Source organism: Pseudomonas sp. P1_F7, assembly GCF_056405655.1.
Genome location: NZ_JBFUBR010000003.1, coordinates 340,644 through 361,044, shown reverse-complemented (window position 1 = coordinate 361,044; position 20,401 = coordinate 340,644). Strand labels below are relative to the sequence as shown.

Genomic DNA, 20,401 nt, shown 5'->3' with positions numbered 1-20,401 from the left:
AGCACTATCATGCGATTGGCGCATGTTTAACCTCGCAAGGTGTGGTGGGCAGACGCTTACCGTGAAGCCCGATTTCACGCCGGACGTGTTCAATGTCGAGCGCCACAGCTCTATTTGAGAGGATGCCCTACGCAGAAAAGGGCGACCGGAAAAAAGGGGCGTTCAAGACGCAAGGCTTCCTTCATCTTAATGTCATCAAAACCCATCACGACTACGCCGCCCAGACCAGCTGCGGTGACCGCCAAATGCATATTTTGAGCGGCTGCTCCAGCTTCGAAATCAACGTAGCGTGCGCCCCTTAGACCGTCGGCTTGTTGAGCCGCGAAATGATCTATTGCGAGCGCTCGTTCAGCGACGATGGCGATGACGACAGGAGCGTCTTCCAACCACTTTTCATCGCCTAAAGCCGCTGAGTTCAGCAATCCATTTCCGATCAGTTCTGCAATGCGGGAGAGCGTTCCTGCCTGGGAATCGTATGTGTATACCCCGGGTGCGAGCCCTTCTACTTGACGCACAACCACCCTCAATACAAGTGGATGCAGAGCATGTGCCGATGGTGCGGTTCGCCTTCTGTCCGTAGAAGTGCACCCCTGCCCGGCATAAAGGAATGTCTCCAGAACGGCCAGGCTCAGCGGCTCTTCACTGAAGGATCTAACACTTCGCCTAGTGGACAGAAGGTCTTTCAGCAGCACAGTGTTTTGGGTATCCATCAACGATCATCCATGCGAGTTTGTGCTGACAGTAGCAGACGCACGAACTCCAACCTGGAAAACATATTCCCTGGTTGTCTCCTCTCTTCCAGACCTATCGGGTTGTCTTCATCAGTAAGCGAATTTTACTTCTCGATACAACGATACGAACGTATCTTTGAAACGGAGGGTTACAAGACTCTCTGAACCTGCGGGTTCAGTGACTTCAGTCTGTCTTTCGTCAGATCGATGTCACGCTTTCCCGTCTTTTGAGCGGTCTTCTTGAACGCGTGCAAATGGGAAGAGAACGTATGCGCTGCGCAAACTGCGGATTCGAGAATCCCTCCGGGGCCAACTTCTGTGAAGCGTGCAGCACCAGACTGTCTCGCAGCTGTCCGCGCTGTGGCCATGAGGCGGGCCTAAGCGCCAAATTCTGCAGTGAATGCGGCGCGCCAATTACCGATGCGCCTGCTGCGCCATCAGTACACCCCAGGCCCGTTCCAGCGCCCTCTCCAGCGCCCATCCATTACACGCCCCGTCACCTTGCCGAGCGCATCCGCGCGGAACAGGTGGCCATGGAAGCCCGAGGCGAGACCGCCGGTGAGCGTAAGACCGTCACGGCGCTGTTTGCCGACATGGCCGGTTCCACGGCGTTGATCCACGACCTTGATCCGGAAGAGGCCCACCACCTGATCGAGCCAGTCGTCGCGCTGATGATGGAAGCCGTCCACCATTACGAAGGCTACGTGGCCAAGACTCTGGGCGATGGCATACTCGCGCTGTTCGGAGCCCCCATCGCGCATGAGGATCATCCTCAGCGGGCGCTGTATGCGGCACTGCGCATGCAGCAGGCGATACGCCGACATGGCGACCGTATTCGTTTGGAGAAGGGCATTCCGCTGCAAATCCGTGTCGGCATCCATACCGGAGAGGTCGTCGTACGTTCGATCCGCACGGACAATTTGCACACCGATTACGATCCAGTCGGGAACACGATCCACATTGCATCCCGGATGGAGGGAATCGCCGCACCGTCGTCGATCCTGGTGAGCGAGCCCACCTACAAGCTGGCGGAGGGTTATTTCGAATTCAAGGCTTTGGGGGCCGCCCAGGTCAAAGGCATTCCCGAGCCCCTTGTTGTGTACGAGGTGCAGGGGCTCGGCGCGCTACGCACGCGTCTGCAGCTGTCAGCACATCGCGGGCTAGCCAGGTTCGTTGGCCGCCAGGTCGAGCTCGACCACCTGCATCAGGCGCTCGAACAGTCCAAAGCGGGGCACAGTAAGGTCGTCGCGCTGGTGGGCGAGGCCGGAGTCGGGAAGTCACGGCTGTTTCATGAGTTCAAGGAGCGCTCGCGGCGCGGCTGTTTGGTGCTGGAGACGTTTTCGGTATCGCATGGCAAGGCCTTTGCCTATTTCCCACTCATCGAGCTTCTGAACACCTATTTTCAGATAACCACCCAGGACGACGAGCGTCGGTGCCGGGAAAAGGTCATGGGCAAGACGCTTACGCTCGAGCGAAGCTTCGAGGATCTCGTGCCCTACCTGCTCGATCTGCTGGGTATCGGCGAACGCAGTTCTGTGCTCGCGGAAATGGATCCTCAGATCCGGCGCGATCGCACCTTCGATGCGATCACTCAACTGCTGGCGCGCGAGAGCCGCAATCAACCGATCGAACTGCTGTTCGAGGATTTGCAATGGCTGGACTGCGAGACCGAAGCATTCCTCGCGTACTTGATCGACCACTTGGCGAGCACCCCGATCCTGCTCCTCGTGAACTACCGGCCCGAGTATCAACCTGTGTGGATGCGTGCGAGTCATTGCAGCCAACTGCGGCTCGAACCGCTGGGCCCAGCTGAAGCCCAGGGACTGCTCGCGACCCTGCTTGGGGACGATCCCACCCTCGCCCCCCTTAAACAGCTCATCCTGGATAAGACGGAGGGCAACCCTTTCTTCATGGAGGAAGTGGTGCAAACGCTGGCTGAGGAGAAATTGCTGCTTGGTGAACCCGGTCAATATCGAATCGAGCAAACTCCGACTGCGCTGCATATTCCCACCACTGTGCAGGGTGTACTCGCCGCCCGTATCGACCGCCTCCCCGTTGCGGAGAAGGAATTGCTGCAGACCCTCGCCGTTATCGGCAAAGAGTTTCCGTTCAGTCTGATCCAGTGCATCTGTGATGGGCGAGACGCTCGGCTGGACGAAGACTTGTGTGATCTGCTCGCCCGACTGGAGGCTGCAGACTTCATTTACCAGCGGCCCACATTTCCGGAGTTGGAGTATTCGTTCAAGCATGCGCTGACCCAGGAAGTTGCGGGCCACTCGCTACTGACGGAGCGGCGTAACGCGCTGCATGAGCGCACGGCGCAGGCCATCGAGGCACTGTTCCCCACTCGCATCGCGGATTACTGCAGCGAACTGGCGCACCACTACAGGCTGAGCGGCAATGTTCCGAAGGCCGTGGAATACCTGCACCGTACCGGGCAACAGGCCCTCCAGCATTCCGCCCATCTCGATGCAATGCATCACCTCGGCGCGGCGCTGGAATTGCTCAAGCATTTGCCCGATACGCCCGCGCGTGCTCATCAGGAACTGAGGTTGCTACTCGCCCTGGGGCCGGCCTTGATGGCCGTGCGAGGCTATGGTGCGCCCGAGGTAGCGGCCACTTACACCCGCGCACTGGCGCTGTGCGCGCAAGTAGGTGACGACTCGCTTTTCCCTACGCTGCTGGGACTGTGGAGTTACTACGAGTTGCGTGCGGAATACTCCACTGCATGCGAACTGGCTGAACGATTGCTCAGTATTGCGCAAACTGCGCAGGATCCGGACTTGCTCGTGGATGCCCATGCGGCACTCGGAGAGACATTGTTCTTCCAAGGTGATCTGCGCAATGCCCATGACCATCAGGAGCAGGCGCGTGCCCTCTACATCCCAGAGCGGCATCGCACACATGCCATTACGTACGGCGTGGATCCGGGCTACGCCCTGTCATTTTCGGCCTGGAGTCTTTGGTACTTGGGTTTTCCCGATCAAGCAAACACGCGCAGCCGGGATACCCTTGCTCTGGACAAGAAGATTTCCCACCCGATTAGCTTGGCCTTCACCCTCTCCGCTACGTCGATACTCGCGCAGTTTCGGCACGACGTACAACTCGCCGAAGAGTGTGCAGATGCCGCCATCAAGCTTTCACTCGAACGAGGGTTTCCGTTTTATTTGGCATGGGGGAATATTCTTCAAGGTTGGGCTCGCACCGAGCAGGGAAACATTGACGAGGGCATCGCTCAGCTAACCCAAGGTATCGCCACTTACCAGGCAGCCGGAGCAAAATTTGGATGTTCGTATTTTCTGGCCCTGCTGGCCACAGCGCACGGGCGCGCCGGGCAACCGCAGGCAGGATTGGACGCCATAGTCGACGCTTTAGCTATGGTGAACAGAACAGGCGAGCACTTTTACGAAGCAGAGCTGTACCGACTCCAGGGAACTCTTACCCTCCAATGTCCAGGCGAAGACAGACAGGATTCTACCGTGCGGCAGGAAGCGCAAGCATGCTTTCACAAGGCAATCTCGGTCGCTCGGCAACAAGGGGCAAAGTCACTCGAACTACGAGCCACAGTGAGCCTTGCTCAGCTATTGGAAACACAAGACAGGGAGGCGGCCAGAAAAATGCTGGCCGACATTTACGGTTTCTTCACCGAAGGCTTCGACAGCGTTGATTTACTACAAGCCAAGGCGCTACTCGATGCGTGGGCATCAAGCGGGGGGTGAACGATCGATAATGCAAGGTGCTGAAAAGAGCATCGGCATTTCGTCGGCGAGCGCGTGACGGGGCGAAGCGCCGCAACATGTTCCGATTCGGCTCAGAACTGACGAGGAGTCCAAGAATGACCACAAAGAATGGAAAGCCTCGGAGCAGTGACGAGCGAAAGGCGGTCGCGCTGGCTTTACAGGGCGGCGGAATGCACGGTGCATTCACTTGGGGCGTTCTCGATCGGTTACTCGAAGACGGCAGGCTAACTATTGAAGGGGTTAGCGCAACCAGTGCTGGCGCGATGAATGCCGTCGTGCTGGCCTACGGTATGCTGCAAGGTGGCGAGGCCGGCGCGCGCCAGGCTCTGCACGATTTCTGGTACGCCGTGGCACAGTCCGCCGAGCGTCATAACCCGTTGCGCTGGATGCCATGGCTGAAAGGGACACACAGCTTCGGTCTGGACTATTCACCCATGTATACGTTCGCGGACATGGCTCTTCGGATATTTTCGCCGTACCAGTTCAATAGCCGCAACTTGAGTCCTTTGCGAGATGTGCTGGATAAGCAGGTAGATTTCGCTGCCTTACGAAGCCAATGCCCGTTCCACCTCTATCTATGCGCGACCAACGTGGAGACGGGGAAAATACGCATTTTCACGGGCGAGGACGTTTGCCCCGAAGCGGTGCTTGCTTCGGCCTGTGTGCCGACCTTGTTCCAAGCGATAACAATCGATGGGCAGTACTACTGGGATGGCGGTTACATGGGCAACCCGGCCATTTTCCCGTTGATCTACCACTGCCATACGCGCGATGTGGTGATTGTCCACATCAACCCACTCGTTCGCCCGGGAGTGCCCATTACAGCCGCCGATATCCTCAATCGCATCAGTGAAATCAGCTTCAACTCGTCGCTGATGCGCGAGATGCGCACGATCGCTTTTGTCACCGACCTAATCCAACAAGACAAGGTCGATCGCAAGGAGATGAAGGAGATGCTGATCCACTCCATTAAATCAGACGCGGCGATGTGCGCACTCAGTGTGTCCAGCAAGTACAACGCGGACTGGAATTTCCTTTGCAAACTGCGCGACAACGGACGAAACGAGGCCGAGGCATGGCTCACGGAAAACTATCGGCACATTGGCGAGCGGTCGAGTATCGACATCCGTAAGGAATTTCTTTGAACACCATAGTGATGGGCTGAATGGCTTTTTCAACACAAAAACAAACGCCCTGAATAAGTCGGGGCGCTGTTGGCAGCGTAGCTAGTGTGTTTTCACACAATCTGTCGAAGGGCCCCTTCTTGTACTCAAACCGAAATCACTTGGTCAGCCAAGACTCGGCGGTGTCGGAACCATATGTCGCTTTCCACTCTTTCAAGGTTCGGTAATTCCCGTCCATTGTCTCAACGACAATATCTCTCGCAACACCTTCAATGCCCGGCCAAATGATTAAGATCTGCCACAAAGCGTCCATCTATGTGTTCCTCTGCGGCTCACTGACTCGCGACAAAGGCAATGACGCAATTATCTCAGCGTGGCAAACCTCGAGTATTTCATCAGCCAGAGAAGAATCATCTGGGCAGGCGCGCGACAACATGACTGCACCGATTGCATGCGCCAGCATGTCGATCATTTTTGCCCGTACCCCATCCTGCGGCGCGTCTTGCTTCGTTTTGTACTTTTCTTCGAGCGCCGCCAGCGTGCTTTCTACCCCGCTGGCAAAGGTGGCTTTCAACTCATCTGATTGACGCGCAGCGTCTCCACAAAGGGCCGCCATGGTGCAACCGCTGCCCCTGCCGTCTCGGTGATCCCTCGACACGTACAAATCGATGAACTCAGCAACGTCGAGACCTTCGGAACTGGTCAGCGAATGCGAAAGACTGTTCGCTGCCGCTTCAGACATCAAATCAGCCTTGGAGCCGAAGTGCTTGTAGAAACCGCCTTGCGTAAATCCGGCTGCTGCCATGAGTTCAGCCACCCCCACGCCATCGTAGCCACGCTCGCGAAACAGCTCTGAAGCCGTCTCAACGATGTGAGCTCTATTGGCGAGCGATTGCGCCTTGGTGATCTTCATTTCCTGCGCCTCTGCATCTCAAAGCAATATCCCTATCATACTCTGATGTCGATCATAATCAAAAGCGTTGACATCTTTGAGCACGATCGACATCATAAATACGCCAACGCGAATCTTCCCTGGCACGGCGCATGTCGCCTTCATTAATCAACGAGTATGGAAACGATATGAACGATAAGACGTTATTTGAGCCGTACACGCTCGGCTCGCTGACACTTTCCAACAGAATCGTGATGGCTCCGCTGACGCGTAACCGTGCGGAAGAAGGCTTCGTCCCGAGCGAGTTCGCTGCAACCTATTACAGCCAGAGAGCCTCTACAGGCCTGTTGATCTCCGAAGCCTCGCAGATCTCGCAGCAGGGACAGGGCTACCAGGATACGCCCGGTATCTACACGCAGGCGCAGATTGATGGCTGGCGCAAGGTCACCGATGCCGTCCACGCAAAAGGCGGACGAATTTTCCTGCAACTGTGGCATGTCGGACGCGTATCGCACGTTGACCTGCAGGAGAACGGTGCCGCTCCGGTAGCACCCTCCGCTCTCCGTCCCGCGACCAAGGTGTTCGTCAATAATAGCTTCGTGGACGTTTCAGAGCCGCGAGCGCTTGATATCAGCGAGCTTCCCGGGATCGTCAATGATTTTCGCCAAGCGGCGGCAAATGCCATCGCGGCGGGATTCGATGGCGTAGAGATCCACGGCGCAAACGGCTATTTGCTGGATCAGTTCGTCAAAGACGGTGCCAATATCCGCACCGATGCCTACGGTGGCTCGATTGAAAATCGCGCTCGCCTACTGCTGGAAGTGACGGCGGCGGTAGTAGCCGAGGTCGGTGCCGGACGCACAGGCATCCGTATTTCGCCAGTTTCGCCAGCCAATGGTGTCTCCAGCAGCGAACCGCAGGCCCAGTTTGACTACATTGTCGACCAACTCGATGCCTTGGGCATTGTGTACCTCCATGTGGTCGAAGGCGCGACTGGCGGGCCGCGCGATATTGCGCCCTTCGACTTTGGTTCTTTGCGTAAACGCTTCAAAAACACTTACATCGCGAACAATGGCTACGACGTGAATTTGGCCACCTCTCAACTCAACGATGACAAGGCTGACTTGATCGCCTTTGGACGTCCCTTCATAGGCAATCCGGACTTGGTGGAGCGCCTTAAAACCGCTGCCGCTTTGTCGGCATTCGATCCTGCGACCCTGTATGGCGGCGGTGCAGAAGGCTACATCGACTACCCAACCCTTGCTGAGTCCAGTACCCGGCACGGCTAAAAATCAAGTCTGCGTACGTCTCCGGACACCACGCATGACTCGCCTATCGATATTCGAAACTGAGGATCAATTCATGAGCATCCCTACCACCGTTCTGATTACCGGCGCCTCCACTGGCATCGGCGCTACCTATGCCGAGCGCTTTGCACAGCGTGGGCACGACCTTGTACTGGTTGCCCGCGACAAAGGGCGGCTGGATGCTCTTGCAGCCCGGCTGCGTGAGAAACACAACATCACCATTGATGTTCTCCAGGCTGACCTGACCCAAATCAACGATTTGACCACGGTCGAGGCTCGCCTGCGCGACGACGCCAGTATTGGCATCCTGGTAAACAATGCAGGCGCCGCACAATCCGGCAGCTTTATCGAACAATCCACCGACAGCGTTGCTCAGTTGGTTACGCTCAACACCACTGCACTGGTACGGCTTGCCAGCGCCATCGCCCCACGCCTGGCACAAGCAGGAAACGGCGCGATTATCAACATAGGCTCGGTTGTTGGCCTGGCACCTGAGTTCGGCATGACGGTCTACGGCGCGACCAAGGCGTTTGTGCTGTTTCTATCACAAGGTATGAGCCTGGAACTTTCGCCCAAAGGCGTCTACGTGCAAGCCGTTCTGCCGGCAGCCACTCGTACCGAAATCTGGGAGCGAGCGGGCATCGATATCAATACCCTCAATGACATCATGGAAGTGGGTGATCTGGTCGATGCGGCGCTGGTCGGTTTTGATCGTCGCGAGCCCGTGACCATTCCACCCTTGCAGGACGCCGCCCGTTGGGATGCGTTGCAGGGTGCACGTCAGGGCTTGCTGTCGCAGATCAGGCAATCCGATGTCGCCGAGCGTTATCAAGCCAAGGCGTAATCATCGTGCAGCAGGCGCTGGTGCGCAGCACTCGATTTAAAAGCGCCTGCAACACAGTCTCACTTGCAGCTTTTCGACCCGCATCACGGGGCAAACATGAATATTCAGGACACAAAACTTCATCCCGGATCGCGCACGCAGTTCGTAAATGCAGCGAACAAATGGATCAAGGTCGAAGGAACAGCGTTCGCTTACCGTGACATAGCCCCCAAGGGTGAGTTGCCGCTCGTTCTGCTTAACCATTGGGGTGCAGTGCTGGACAACTTCGACCCAAGGATCATCGATGGGCTCGCAAGCACCAGGCGCATCATCGCCACTGACTATCGGGGAATCGGCGCCTCAGATGACACCGCCCCTGCGACGGTCAGCGAAATGGCAAACGATGCCATTGCTGTGATTCGTGCGCTGGGGTTCGACAAGGTCGACCTGCTGGGTTTTTCACTCGGAGGATTCGTGGCCCAGGAAATTGCCCTGAGCGCCCCTGACCTGGTGCGCAGACTGATTCTGACCGGTACCGGGCCTGCTGGCGGCACCGGCATCGACAAGGTCTGGTCAGTGTCATGGCCATTGATGCTTAAAGGTTTGCTGACGTTGCGCGATCCGAAGACCTACTTATTCTTCACCTAGACGGTCAATGGCCGGCGAGCCGCCAAGGATTTTCTGAATCGCCTGAAGGAGCGCAGGAAAGATCGCGACAAAAATCCAACGCCAACCGCTTTTTTGCGGCAGTTGAAAGCCATTCACGCATGGGGCAGACAACCCCCACAAAATCTCAGTCGCATACAGATACCGACGCTGATCGCGAACGGTGACAACGACATCATGGTGCCCACGGTGAACTCTACTGACTTGGCGAACCGGATCCCGAATTCTCAACTAATCATTTACGAAGACGCCGGGCATGGCGGAATTTTCCAACATCATGCCGACTTCGTGGCCAAAGCAACGATATTCCTGGATGCCTGAGCGTGTTCCGCCATTCCCATTTGAAGCTATGAGAGTTGAATCAACATGAAGGCATTTCTAATCGACCGTTACGGCAAGAATAATGGCCGTGTAGCCGAGGTGCCCGCACCTGAGGTGGGTGCACATGACGTCTTGGTTCAAGTGCATGCCACAAGCGTCAACGTGCTTGATTCAAAGATCAGTACAGGCGAATTCAAACTGATCTTGCCGTATTCATTCCCGTTGATACTGGGCAATGACCTGGCTGGGGTCGTGGTCAGCGTTGGATCCGGTGTGCGGCGTTTCAAACCAGGTGACGAAGTCTACGCACGCCCTCCTCAGGAGCGCATAGGCACATTCGCCGAGCTGATTGCGGTGCACGAAGACGCACTCGCGTTGAAACCTAAAAACATCAGCATGGAAGAGGCCGCATCCCTCCCGCTGGTTGCGCTGACGGCTTGGCAAGTGCTGGTTGAAACCGCCAGGCTGAAAAAAGGCCAGAAGGTGTTTATCCACGCCGGCTCGGGTGGCGTCGGTACCATCGCCATCCAGCTCGCCAAGCATCTGGGCGCCTTCGTTGCGACAACCACCAGCACAAACAATGTTGAATGGGTTAAAGCGCTGGGAGCGGACGTTGTCATCGACTACAAGAAGCAAAACTTCGAAAGCGTTTTGCAGGACTACGACGTCGTATTGAACAGCTTGGGCGCTGACGAACTGGGAAAGTCGTTGAACATTCTGAAGCCTGGTGCCCAGCTAATTTCCATCTCGGGGCCGCCGACGCAGCAGTTCGCTGAAGAGCAAAAACTGTTTTGGGGACTGGGTTTGGTGATGCGTTTATTGAGCAGCGGCACCCGCAGAAAAGCTCGCAAGCGGAACGTCAGCTATGCGTTCGTTTTTATGCATGCGAGTGGTGCTCAACTGGGTGAAATCACTGCTCTCATCGAGTCCGGCATTATCAAACCGGTGGTCGACCGATCCTTCCCTTTCGAATCAACAGCGGATGCTTTGAGCTATGTCGAACAAGGAAGATCGAAAGGCAAAGTAGTCATTAAGCTGGTCTGACCGAACTCCAAACACATTCTCGAGAACTAGATGGTATGTAACTATGAGTGCGCGAGAAAATGACGAAAATGAAACGGATAAAATTCACGAAAATCATTCCTTAATCGACAGCACGTTCAGGTTGCCAGACGACTCATCTGAACGGGCCAATCCTATGAATGTATCAGAATTTCCTCGTTCGCTTCCTACCCTTAAGCACGGAAAAATCCAGCCAAAATCAAATCTCGCGCCTTCAGTACCACCTCCCACAATCGTCTGGAACAAACCAATGTTGGAGCAGTAGCTGAAGAACCCGCAGCTTCGTGCATGTTGGCACCGGTGCCGAATTGACCCAGTTGCCGAGATGTCACTGACCCAGTCTGTTCCTCTCGAACCATTGCCTATGCGGGATTTGTGCAGATTTAGAGGTGGGTCAGTCTTGCTTCAGCTCGTGGGTCAATTCGGCGCCGGCGTCAACACCTGGGACAACTTCCGGCCATGGTATCAGCGGAAGATTCCACCGAGAGCCAGTCGTTTTGTAGGGGTAAAAACGCCTAAAAATAAAAAAGGGGTCGCGAGAAAAAACCTCGCAACCCCTTGAATTATATGGTCGGGACGGAGTGATTCGAACACTCGACCCCTAGCACCCCATGCTAGTGCGCTACCGGACTGCGCTACGCCCCGACTAGGCGTGAAACTCATCCCTCATCTCGAGGAACGCTCAAGAATATATCGCAAGCTTTTGAAAACTGGAAGTATTTAAAAGCGAGAATTTATTTCTTGAGTACCACCAGAACATCTTCGAGCTCGGCGATCATCTGGCGGATCATTTGCTTGTATTGGGTGGTGTCGTCTTTGGCCTCATCACCGGACAAGCGCAGGCGCGCTCCGCCGATGGTGAACCCCTGATCATAAAGAAGCGCGCGGATCTGCCGGATCATCAGCACGTCCTGGCGCTGATAATACCGGCGGTTTCCGCGGCGTTTGACAGGGTTGAGTTGAGGAAACTCCTGCTCCCAGTAGCGCAGCACGTGTGGTTTAACCGCACACAGCTCGCTGACTTCACCAATGGTGAAGTAGCGTTTGCCTGGGATGACGGGGAGCTCGTCGTTATGACTTGGTTCCAGCATAAGCCTCAACTCGGGCCTTCAACTTCTGCCCTGGACGAAAGGTGACCACACGGCGAGCCGTGATCGGGATTTCTTCCCCCGTTTTCGGATTGCGGCCAGGCCGCTGGCGTTTGTCCCGAAGGTCGAAATTGCCGAAACCGGACAATTTGACTTGTTCGTTGTCTTCAAGAGCGTGCCTGATTTCTTCAAAAAACAGTTCGACCAATTCCTTGGCCTCCCGTTTGTTCAGGCCCAGCTCTTCATACAGACGTTCCGCCATCTCAGCTTTCGTCAGAGCCCCCATACGTCACTTCCTTAACGTGGCGTTCAACCTTTGTTCGAGCGAGGTGAGGATGTTTTGCGTTGCGGTATTCACCTCATCGTCATTAAGAGTGCGCGATGGATGCTGCCAGGTCAAGCCGACTGCAAGGCTTTTTCTATCAGGATCAATGCCTTTACCCTGATACACGTCAAATAGCCTGAGGTCTGTCAGCCATTCGCCTGCATTTTCACGGATTACATCCAGTACAGCCGTGGCTGCAACGTCTTTGTATGCAATCAGTGCAAGGTCACGACGCACTTCAGGAAAGCGCGATAACTCTTGGAATTCAGGCATTTTGCCCGCTGCCACTTCCGCCAGAACCAACTCGAAGACGAAGACCGGACGATCGAGACCGAGGGTTTTCGACAATTCTGGATGGATCGCGCCGATGAAGCCGACCAGACGACCTTCACGCTCGATGCGCGCGGTTTGACCCGGGTGCAATGCTGGGTGCTTGCCCGGCACAAAAGTGAAGGAATCCAGCGCACCGGCAAAACCCAGAACCGCTTCGACGTCAGCCTTGACGTCGAAGAAGTCGACGGTATCGCGACCCTGCGCCCAGCCTTCCGGCAGGCGACTACCGCAAACAACACCCGCCAACATCGGCTCTTGCTTCAGACCTTCGAGCTGACCAACAAAACGCAGGCCGCTTTCGAACAGACGCACGCGATCCTGCTGACGGTTCAGGTTGTGCTGAAGCGCCTTGACCAGACCCGGCCACAGCGACGAACGCATGGCAGCCATGTCATTGGAGATCGGATTGGCGAGCAGCAACGGCTCTACACCCGGATTAAACAGTTCGAACTGTTTCGGATCGATGAAGCTGTAGGTAATAGCTTCCTGATAACCACGGGCAACCAGCAGGCGGCGCAGTTCAGGCAGGTCGCTACGGGCTTCTGCCTTGGCTTGCGGCGCCAGACGCGCTTGCGGATAACGAACCGGCAAACGGTTGTAGCCGTACAGGCGTGCCAGCTCTTCGATCAGGTCGACTTCCAGGCTGATATCGAAGCGATGGCTTGGCACTTCTACACGCCACTGCCCTGCCCCGTCGGCAGTAATGGTCAGGCCCAAGGCATTGAGCAGACGCTCTACTTCAGCCGAATCCATTTCCATACCCAGCATCTGGGTAATGCGCTGGGCACGCAGGGTGATCGGAGCAATTTTCGGCAGGTGCTGTTCGCTGACGGTCTCGATGATCGGACCCGCTTCACCACCGGTGATTTCCAGCAGCAAGCCAGTCGCGCGCTCCATGGCTTCGCGGGCCAGTTGCCAGTCCACACCGCGCTCATAGCGATGGGATGCATCAGTGTGCAGGCCATAGGAACGGGCCTTGCCCGCTACGGCGATCTGGTCGAAGAAGGCGCTCTCCAGGAACACATCGCGTGTGGTCGCGGAAACACCGCTGTGCTCGCCACCCATGACACCGGCGATAGCCAGTGCGCGGGAGTGGTCGGCAATCACCAGCGTATCGCTACGCAGGGTGACTTCCTGGCCGTCGAGCAGCACCAGCTTCTCGCCCTCTTCGGCCATGCGCACACGGATGCCACCGTTGATTTCGGCGAGATCGAAGGCGTGCAGCGGCTGACCCAGTTCCAGCATCACGTAGTTGGTGATATCGACGGCAGCATCGATGCTGCGCACATCTGCACGACGCAGACGCTCAACCATCCACAGCGGCGTAGGCCTGGACAGATCGACGTTACGAATCACACGACCCAGGTAGCGCGGGCACGCGGCGGGCGCCAGCACTTCTACCGAACGCACTTCGTCGTGCGCGGCAGGAACCGAAGCCACTACTGGACGGACTACCGGAGCGGCGTACAGCGCGCCGACTTCACGGGCCAGACCGGCCAGGGACAGGCAGTCACCACGGTTCGGGGTCAGATCGACCTCGATGCTGGCGTCTTCCAGGTCCAGATAAACGCGGAAATCCTTGCCTACCGGCGCATCGGCCGGCAACTCCATCAGGCCGTCATTACCTTCACCGACCTGCAGCTCGGATTGCGAGCACAGCATGCCGTTGGACTCAACGCCACGCAGCTTGGCCTTCTTGATCTTGAAGTCGCCTGGCAGCTCGGCGCCGATCATGGCGAAAGGAATCTTCAGGCCCGGGCGCACGTTTGGCGCACCGCAAACAACCTGGAAGGTTTCCGAACCGTTGCTGACCTGGCACACACGCAGCTTGTCGGCGTCCGGGTGCTGCTCGGTGCTCAGCACCTCGCCAACCACCACACCACTGAAAACACCGGCGGCCGGAGTAACGCTATCGACCTCAAGACCGGCCATCGACAGACGAGCAACCAGCTCGTCGCGACTTACCTGCGGGCTAACCCAGCCACGCAGCCATTGTTCACTGAATTTCATCCTGCTCTCCTAAGAATTCGTTACGACTAGCGAAATTGCGCGAGGAACCGCAAGTCGTTGTCGAAGAACAGACGCAAGTCGTTCACGCCGTAACGCAGCATGGCCAGACGCTCTACGCCCATGCCGAAGGCAAAGCCCGAGAACTCTTCCGGGTCGATCCCGGACATACGCAGCACGTTCGGGTGAACCATGCCGCAGCCCATCACTTCCAGCCAGCCGGTCTGCTTGCAGACGCGGCAGCCTTTACCGCTGCACATCACGCATTCCATGTCGACTTCAGCGGATGGCTCGGTGAACGGGAAGTACGAAGGACGGAAACGCACCGCCAGTTCCTTTTCGAAGAACACCCGCAGGAACTCTTCGATGGTGCCTTTGAGGTCGGCGAAATTGATGTCGCGATCGATCAGCAGGCCTTCGACCTGGTGGAACATCGGCGAGTGGGTGATATCGGAGTCGCTGCGGTACACACGGCCTGGGCAGACGATGCGGATAGGCGGTTGCTTCGACTCCATGGTGCGGACCTGTACCGGCGAGGTATGGGTGCGCAACAGCATGTTCGCATTGAAATAGAAGGTGTCATGCATCGACCGGGCCGGGTGATGGCCTGGGATGTTGAGCGCTTCGAAGTTGTGATAATCGTCTTCGACCTCAGGGCCTTCGGCGATGCCGTAGCCAATACGGGTGAAGAACTGTTCGACACGTTCCAGAGTGCGGGTGACCGGATGCAGACCACCGGAGGTCTGACCACGGCCAGGCAGGGTCACGTCAATGGACTCGGCAGAGAGTTTGGCAGCCAGATCGGCTTCTTCAAACAATGCCTTGCGCGCATTAAGGACCTCTGTGACACGCTCCTTGGCAACGTTGATCAGCGCACCGACCTGCGGACGCTCTTCTGCCGGCAAATTCCCCAGGGTCTTCATCACCTGAGTCAATTCACCCTTCTTGCCAAGGTAGTGAACCCGGATTTGCTCCAGGGCATTGATATCTTCAGCGCTTTGCACAGCCTCTAGAGCTTGAGAGACGAGCGCATCCAGGTTTTCCATGTACAGACTCCAGATACAAAATAGGGGAAGAGCTTGAAGGCTCTTCCCCTATTTATGACGTTTAACACCTGACCCCACAGATGCGAGGCCGGGTGACTGTCGGGGGTACTTAAGCCAAGGTGGCTTTAGCTTTCTCGACAATCGCAGCAAACGCCGCTTTTTCGTTCACTGCCAGATCAGCCAGAACCTTACGGTCGATCTCGATGGACGCTTTTTTCAGGCCGGCGATGAAACGGCTGTAGGACAGACCGTTGATACGAGCACCAGCGTTGATACGAGCGATCCACAGAGCGCGGAACTGACGTTTTTTCTGACGACGGTCACGGTAGGCGTATTGGCCTGCCTTGATTACCGCTTGCTTGGCAACACGGAATACGCGGGAGCGTGCGCCGTAGTAGCCTTTAGCAAGTTTCAGAATTTTTTTGTGACGCTTACGGGCAATGACGCCACGCTTTACACGAGCCATGAGTTACTTCCTCTATTCTTGACTAAAATTAACGAAGGCGCAGCATGCGCTCGACTTTTGCCACGTCAGACGGATGCAGCAAGCTGCTACCGCGCAGTTGACGCTTACGCTTGGTCGACATTTTGGTCAGGATGTGGCTCTTGAAAGCGTGCTTGTGCTTGATACCGTTAGCAGTTTTCAGAAACCGCTTAGCAGCACCACTTTTGGTCTTCATTTTTGGCATGTTCGGATACTCCGCATTCAGTTGATAAACATAATCAGAAGGCCTGCCGTGCCCTGTTGATTACTTCTTCTTTTTCGGGGCGATGACCATGATCAGCTGGCGTCCTTCCATCTTAGGATGCTGTTCGACCGAACCGTACTCGAGCAAGTCACCTTCAACTCGCTTGAGGAGTTCCATCCCCAGCTCCTGGTGGGCCATCTCACGGCCGCGGAATCGCAAGGATACCTTGGCCCTGTCCCCATCACTCAGGAAACGTACCAGGTTGCGCAGTTTTACCTGGTAATCCCCTTCCTCCGTCCCTGGACGAAACTTGATTTCTTTAACCTGAATCTGCTTCTGGTTTTTCTTGGCCGCAGCAATCTGCTTCTTCTTTTCGAAGATCGATTTGCCGTAGTCCATCAGTTTGCAAACAGGTGGTACTGCATCGGCGGAAATCTCCACCAGATCCAGCTTGGCCTCTTCAGCCTTAAGAAGCGCGTCTTCGATTGACACAATCCCGAGCTGTTCACCTTCAGCCCCAATTAACCGAACCTCGCGTGCCGAGATATTCTCGTTGATCGGGGCCTTCGGTGCAGTTCGTTTATCTTGTCTCATTTCACGCTTAATAATAATTACTCCGAATCTTGGCGACCACGCCGGGAAACCGCTTGGGCGAGGAACTCAGCGAACTGGGCGACGGGCATCGAGCCCAGGTCAGCACCTTCACGAGTACGCACAGCGACAGTCTGCATCTCGACCTCCCGATCTCCGATAACCAAGAGATAAGGAACCTTGAGCAAAGTATGCTCGCGGATTTTAAAGCCGATCTTTTCATTTCTCAAGTCAGACTTGGCACGAAACCCGCTTTCGTTGAGAGTTTTTTCGACTTCGGCGGCAAAATCAGCCTGTTTATCAGTGATATTCATCACCACTGCCTGGGTCGGAGCCAGCCACGCCGGGAATGCTCCCTCGTAGTGCTCGATCAGAATTCCGACGAAACGTTCGAAAGACCCCAGGATCGCCCGGTGCAACATGACCGGGTGCTTGCGGCTGTTGTCTTCGGAGACGTATTCGGCTCCCAGACGGACAGGCAGGTTAAAATCGAGCTGCAGGGTACCACACTGCCAGACACGGCCAAGGCAATCTTTCAGCGAGAACTCGATCTTCGGACCGTAGAACGCACCCTCGCCCGGCTGCAGATCGTACGGCAGGCCCGCGCTATCAAGGGCTGCAGCCAGCGCAGCTTCGGCGCGATCCCAAAGTTCGTCGGAACCGACGCGTTTTTCCGGACGAGTGGACAGCTTCATCTCGACATCTTTAAAGCCGAAATCGGCGTAGACGTCCATGGTCAGCTTGATAAACGCAGCGGACTCGGCCTGCATCTGTTCTTCGGTGCAGAAGATGTGGGCGTCGTCCTGAGTGAATGCGCGCACGCGCATGATGCCGTGCAAGGCACCCGATGGCTCGTTACGGTGGCACGCACCAAACTCGGCCAGGCGCATCGGCAACTCGCGGTAGCTTTTCAAGCCCTGGTTGAACACCTGCACGTGGCAAGGGCAGTTCATTGGCTTGATCGCGTAGTCGCGGTTTTCCGACTGCGTGGTGAACATGTTGTCGGCGTAGTTGGCCCAGTGCCCGGATTTCTCCCACAGGCTGCGGTCAACGACTTGCGGCGTCTTGATCTCCAGGTAACCGTTGTCGCGCTGAACCTTGCGCATGTACTGCTCGAGCACCTGGTACAAAGTCCAGCCATTCGGGTGCCAGAACACCATGCCTGGCGACTCTTCCTGGGTGTGGAACAGGCCCAGGCGCTTGCCGATCTTGCGGTGGTCGCGTTTTTCGGCTTCTTCAATGCGCTGGATGTAAGCAGCCAGTTGCTTCTTGTCCGCCCATGCGGTGCCGTAGACACGCTGCAATTGCTCGTTCTTGGCATCGCCGCGCCAGTAGGCGCCGGACAGCTTGGTCAGCTTGAAGGATTTCAGGAAGCGCGTGTTCGGCACGTGCGGACCGCGGCACATGTCGACGTATTCTTCGTGATAGTACAGGCCCATGGCCTGCTCGTTCGGCATGTCTTCGACCAGGCGCAACTTGTAGTCTTCGCCACGGGCCTTGAACACTTCGATCACTTCGGCGCGCGGAGTGACTTTCTTGATCACGTCGTAATCTTTCTCGATCAGCTGCTGCATGCGCTGCTCGATGGCGGCCAGGTCGTCCGGGGTGAAAGGACGTTCGAAGGCGATGTCGTAATAGAAACCTTCGTCGATGACCGGACCGATGACCATCCTGGCGGTCGGGTACAACTGCTTGACCGCGTGGCCAACCAGGTGGGCGCAAGAGTGGCGAATGATCTCCAGCCCCTCTTCATCCTTTGGCGTGATGATTTGCAGCGACGCGTCGCTGTCGATGATGTCGCTGGCGTCGACCAGCTTGCCATCGACCTTGCCGGCAACGGTGGCCTTGGCCAGGCCAGCACCGATGGATGCGGCGACCTCGGCTACGGAAACCGGGTGATCGAATGAACGTTGACTGCCGTCGGGAAGAGTAATAGTTGGCATGGCGCCTCCTCTCCTAGTGGTGACCCCTACCAAAGGTCACGTGGGTTGGGATGAGCCAGTACAAGATCCGGTCCAGGCCATTCAATGACGAACGCCTGCCTTACAGCGGCAGGAGCCTTGCGGCCAACCGGAAAACCGAACCAGAGTGACTGGGATTCAAATCAGGGTTATTCGCGCAGTTGCCGCCACCGGGACTGAAGGTCATCCGGAGCTTGCAAACGCCCGAGCGGGGCATGCTAGCACAGATGAACGGTTGTCGACTTGCACGCATTCAGGCCGTGAAGATTTCCTCACTTTTCAGGCACAGAGTGAACTTGAGATATACGAGCCACCTCAAATTGACTGAGAATCGCCACAGATATCGACCCCAAGGAGTTCCTGTCATGCGCCTTATCCGTCTTTTTGCTATCGCTGCCCCACTAGCCCTGCTGCTGCCACTGAGCGCCCACGCTGCCTGGCCAGCGGGCCTGAAAGCCAAATACATGACAGATTGCTCAGCGGCTGCCAGCAAAAGCATAAACCCGTCCGAAGCACAGAAGCACTGCGCGTGCGGCGCCGACGTCCTGGAGAAAAAATTCACCACGCAAGAGATCGCGCAACTGATGGACCCGAAAACACCGCCATCAAACGAATTGGCGCAGCGCGCACTGACCGAAATCTCCGTGTGCAAAGCCAAGAAATAACGCGTTCAAGTAGAGATTTTGAAGGCTTCGAAGGCCAAAATCAGCCCAAAAACCGCTGATTCACATAATTTATGCAGCTTTTATGGCTTTTTTTAATCGCCCTTTTTCAGGCGCAAAGCCGCTTAAACCGGGGCCTTCAGCCATTCGACGCAACGAAAATCGTGCGATAGCAGAGCAAACAGCTCGCCCGGGGGGCTCCCAAAGCGAACATTTCGACTATGATACCCGGGTGTGCCCAGTTGGCCTGAGCAGCACAGTACTACTGAAAATATATGTTTCTTGGAGATACACCATGTCTAATCGCCAAACCGGCACCGTTAAATGGTTCAACGATGAAAAAGGCTTCGGCTTCATCACTCCTCAAGGTGGCGGTGACGACCTGTTCGTACACTTCAAAGCTATCGAAAGCGACGGTTTCAAAAGCCTGAAAGAAGGCCAGACTGTTTCCTTCGTGGCTGAGAAAGGCCAAAAGGGTATGCAAGCTGCTCAAGTTCGCCCAGAGTAATTTCCAGGCGCACTAAAAAAACCCCGTCCATGTGACGGGGTTTTTTATGGGTGAATCAAAAGCCGAACGATCAGCCGCAGTTGACGCGGGTAACCACCTTATTGGCATCGGTGTTCAGGTTCAGGCGATCGGAACGGTACTCCAGCGTCACCATATCGGTTGGCAGCAGGAACCGTGCGCTTTGCGCCCCTGCGCGAGTACGCGCCTGCTCAAGCAGTTGCGGCGATGCCTGTTTGCCGATGGTGAACTCGGCAGCCTTTGCCTCACAGCGACTGTGACCCGTGTCAGTCGTCGCAACATCCGTTGTTGCCGACTCCGTAGAGGGAGTGCTGCAACCGGCCAGCGTGGCAACGGCCAACAAAGTACCCAATGACGCGAGCTTCCAAGGCATGAAGCCTCCTTATTCAATGATTAAGCTGAGATCGTGCGACAACCAGACTGGCGTTTGGTTTCACAGGGAACACTGGCACCCTGCCCATGATCCGGACGAGCCGCGATTCTGCCTGAGCGGCGCCCTGCCCTTAA

At 56.3% G+C, this 20,401-nt stretch carries 19 protein-coding genes, 1 tRNA gene and 2 pseudogenes; 9 read left to right on the top strand and 13 right to left on the bottom strand.

Annotation, left to right across the window (positions count from 1 at the left end; genetic code table 11):
• Positions 1 to 110: 110 nt before the first annotated feature.
• Complete coding sequence (locus AC1D1M_RS05720) at positions 111 to 710, bottom strand: nitroreductase family protein (RefSeq protein WP_477774864.1); 600 nt, start codon at positions 708 to 710, stop codon at positions 111 to 113.
• A gap of 275 nt (positions 711 to 985) precedes the next feature.
• On the opposite strand from AC1D1M_RS05720, the pseudogene AC1D1M_RS05715 reads away from it, so the two are divergent.
• From AC1D1M_RS05715 to AC1D1M_RS05705, 3 genes and pseudogenes are all read left to right on the top strand, one after another.
• A pseudogene (locus AC1D1M_RS05715) lies at positions 986 to 1,141 on the top strand (double zinc ribbon domain-containing protein); the annotation flags it as partial.
• A 123-nt stretch (positions 1,142 to 1,264) separates the two neighbouring features.
• Positions 1,265 to 4,450: an adenylate/guanylate cyclase domain-containing protein gene (locus AC1D1M_RS05710; RefSeq protein WP_477774948.1), complete on the top strand. Its 3,186-nt coding sequence runs from the start codon at positions 1,265 to 1,267 to the stop codon at positions 4,448 to 4,450.
• A 116-nt stretch (positions 4,451 to 4,566) separates the two neighbouring features.
• Positions 4,567 to 5,616 carry a patatin-like phospholipase family protein gene (locus AC1D1M_RS05705; protein ID WP_477774863.1) on the top strand — a complete coding sequence of 350 codons (1,050 nt, stop codon included), beginning with the start codon at positions 4,567 to 4,569 and terminating at the stop codon, positions 5,614 to 5,616.
• Positions 5,617 to 5,752: 136 nt separating this feature from the next.
• Here AC1D1M_RS05705 and AC1D1M_RS05700 read toward each other — a convergent pair whose 3' ends face one another.
• Together AC1D1M_RS05700 and AC1D1M_RS05695 are read right to left on the bottom strand one after the other, a co-directional pair.
• Positions 5,753 to 5,908: a hypothetical protein gene (locus AC1D1M_RS05700; protein WP_477774862.1), complete on the bottom strand. Its 156-nt coding sequence runs from the start codon at positions 5,906 to 5,908 to the stop codon at positions 5,753 to 5,755.
• The gene (locus tag AC1D1M_RS05695; protein ID WP_477774861.1) at positions 5,909 to 6,508 is read right to left on the bottom strand and encodes a TetR/AcrR family transcriptional regulator; all 600 of its coding nucleotides are present in this window, start codon (positions 6,506 to 6,508) and stop codon (positions 5,909 to 5,911) included.
• 167 nt (positions 6,509 to 6,675) lie between these two features.
• Here AC1D1M_RS05695 and AC1D1M_RS05690 point away from each other — a divergent pair, with 167 nt between their 5' ends.
• The 4 genes and pseudogenes from AC1D1M_RS05690 (at position 6,676) to AC1D1M_RS05675 (ending at position 10,648) form a co-directional block, all read left to right on the top strand.
• A complete protein-coding gene (locus AC1D1M_RS05690; protein WP_477774860.1) occupies positions 6,676 to 7,776 on the top strand; it encodes an alkene reductase in 1,101 nt (366 codons plus the stop codon).
• Between the two features lie 73 nt (positions 7,777 to 7,849).
• Positions 7,850 to 8,638: an SDR family NAD(P)-dependent oxidoreductase gene (locus tag AC1D1M_RS05685; protein ID WP_477774859.1), complete on the top strand. Its 789-nt coding sequence runs from the start codon at positions 7,850 to 7,852 to the stop codon at positions 8,636 to 8,638.
• Between the two features lie 96 nt (positions 8,639 to 8,734).
• Positions 8,735 to 9,604, top strand: a pseudogene (locus AC1D1M_RS05680) (alpha/beta fold hydrolase).
• 45 nt (positions 9,605 to 9,649) lie between these two features.
• Positions 9,650 to 10,648, top strand: coding sequence for an NADP-dependent oxidoreductase (locus tag AC1D1M_RS05675; protein WP_477774858.1), 999 nt, complete (start codon positions 9,650 to 9,652; stop codon positions 10,646 to 10,648).
• A gap of 586 nt (positions 10,649 to 11,234) precedes the next feature.
• Here AC1D1M_RS05675 and AC1D1M_RS05670 read toward each other — a convergent pair.
• The 9 genes from AC1D1M_RS05670 to thrS form a co-directional block, all read right to left on the bottom strand.
• Positions 11,235 to 11,311, bottom strand: a tRNA-Pro gene (locus AC1D1M_RS05670).
• Between the two features lie 89 nt (positions 11,312 to 11,400).
• On the bottom strand, positions 11,401 to 11,757 hold the full coding sequence (locus tag AC1D1M_RS05665) for a MerR family transcriptional regulator (protein ID WP_003179985.1): 357 nt from the start codon (positions 11,755 to 11,757) through the stop codon (positions 11,401 to 11,403).
• On the bottom strand, positions 11,738 to 12,040 hold the full coding sequence (ihfA, locus tag AC1D1M_RS05660) for an integration host factor subunit alpha (protein WP_002553164.1): 303 nt from the start codon (positions 12,038 to 12,040) through the stop codon (positions 11,738 to 11,740). The genes AC1D1M_RS05665 and ihfA overlap by 20 nt, the downstream gene beginning before the upstream one ends.
• 3 nt (positions 12,041 to 12,043) lie before the next feature.
• Positions 12,044 to 14,422, bottom strand: coding sequence for a phenylalanine--tRNA ligase subunit beta (pheT, locus tag AC1D1M_RS05655; RefSeq protein WP_477774857.1), 2,379 nt, complete (start codon positions 14,420 to 14,422; stop codon positions 12,044 to 12,046).
• A 26-nt stretch (positions 14,423 to 14,448) separates the two neighbouring features.
• Positions 14,449 to 15,465, bottom strand: coding sequence for a phenylalanine--tRNA ligase subunit alpha (pheS, locus tag AC1D1M_RS05650; RefSeq protein ID WP_007975711.1), 1,017 nt, complete (start codon positions 15,463 to 15,465; stop codon positions 14,449 to 14,451).
• 109 nt (positions 15,466 to 15,574) lie between these two features.
• Complete coding sequence (gene rplT / locus AC1D1M_RS05645) at positions 15,575 to 15,931, bottom strand: 50S ribosomal protein L20 (RefSeq protein WP_007905879.1); 357 nt, start codon at positions 15,929 to 15,931, stop codon at positions 15,575 to 15,577.
• 28 nt (positions 15,932 to 15,959) lie between these two features.
• Complete coding sequence (rpmI, locus tag AC1D1M_RS05640) at positions 15,960 to 16,154, bottom strand: 50S ribosomal protein L35 (RefSeq protein WP_002553160.1); 195 nt, start codon at positions 16,152 to 16,154, stop codon at positions 15,960 to 15,962.
• A gap of 60 nt (positions 16,155 to 16,214) precedes the next feature.
• Complete coding sequence (gene infC, locus AC1D1M_RS05635; protein ID WP_172435703.1) at positions 16,215 to 16,766, bottom strand: translation initiation factor IF-3; 552 nt, start codon at positions 16,764 to 16,766, stop codon at positions 16,215 to 16,217.
• Complete coding sequence (thrS, locus tag AC1D1M_RS05630; protein WP_008047238.1) at positions 16,766 to 18,688, bottom strand: threonine--tRNA ligase; 1,923 nt, start codon at positions 18,686 to 18,688, stop codon at positions 16,766 to 16,768. Before thrS ends, infC begins: the two co-directional genes overlap by 1 nt.
• Before the next feature lie 383 nt (positions 18,689 to 19,071).
• Here thrS and AC1D1M_RS05625 point away from each other — a divergent pair, with 383 nt between their 5' ends.
• Together AC1D1M_RS05625 and AC1D1M_RS05620 are read left to right on the top strand one after the other, a co-directional pair.
• Positions 19,072 to 19,371: a hypothetical protein gene (locus AC1D1M_RS05625; RefSeq protein ID WP_477774856.1), complete on the top strand. Its 300-nt coding sequence runs from the start codon at positions 19,072 to 19,074 to the stop codon at positions 19,369 to 19,371.
• Between the two features lie 292 nt (positions 19,372 to 19,663).
• A complete protein-coding gene (locus tag AC1D1M_RS05620) occupies positions 19,664 to 19,876 on the top strand; it encodes a cold-shock protein (RefSeq protein WP_003179963.1) in 213 nt (70 codons plus the stop codon).
• Positions 19,877 to 19,946: 70 nt separating this feature from the next.
• On the opposite strand, the gene AC1D1M_RS05615 is transcribed toward AC1D1M_RS05620, so the two are convergent.
• A complete protein-coding gene (locus tag AC1D1M_RS05615) occupies positions 19,947 to 20,267 on the bottom strand; it encodes an I78 family peptidase inhibitor (RefSeq protein ID WP_477774855.1) in 321 nt (106 codons plus the stop codon).
• Positions 20,268 to 20,401: the final 134 nt, after the last annotated feature.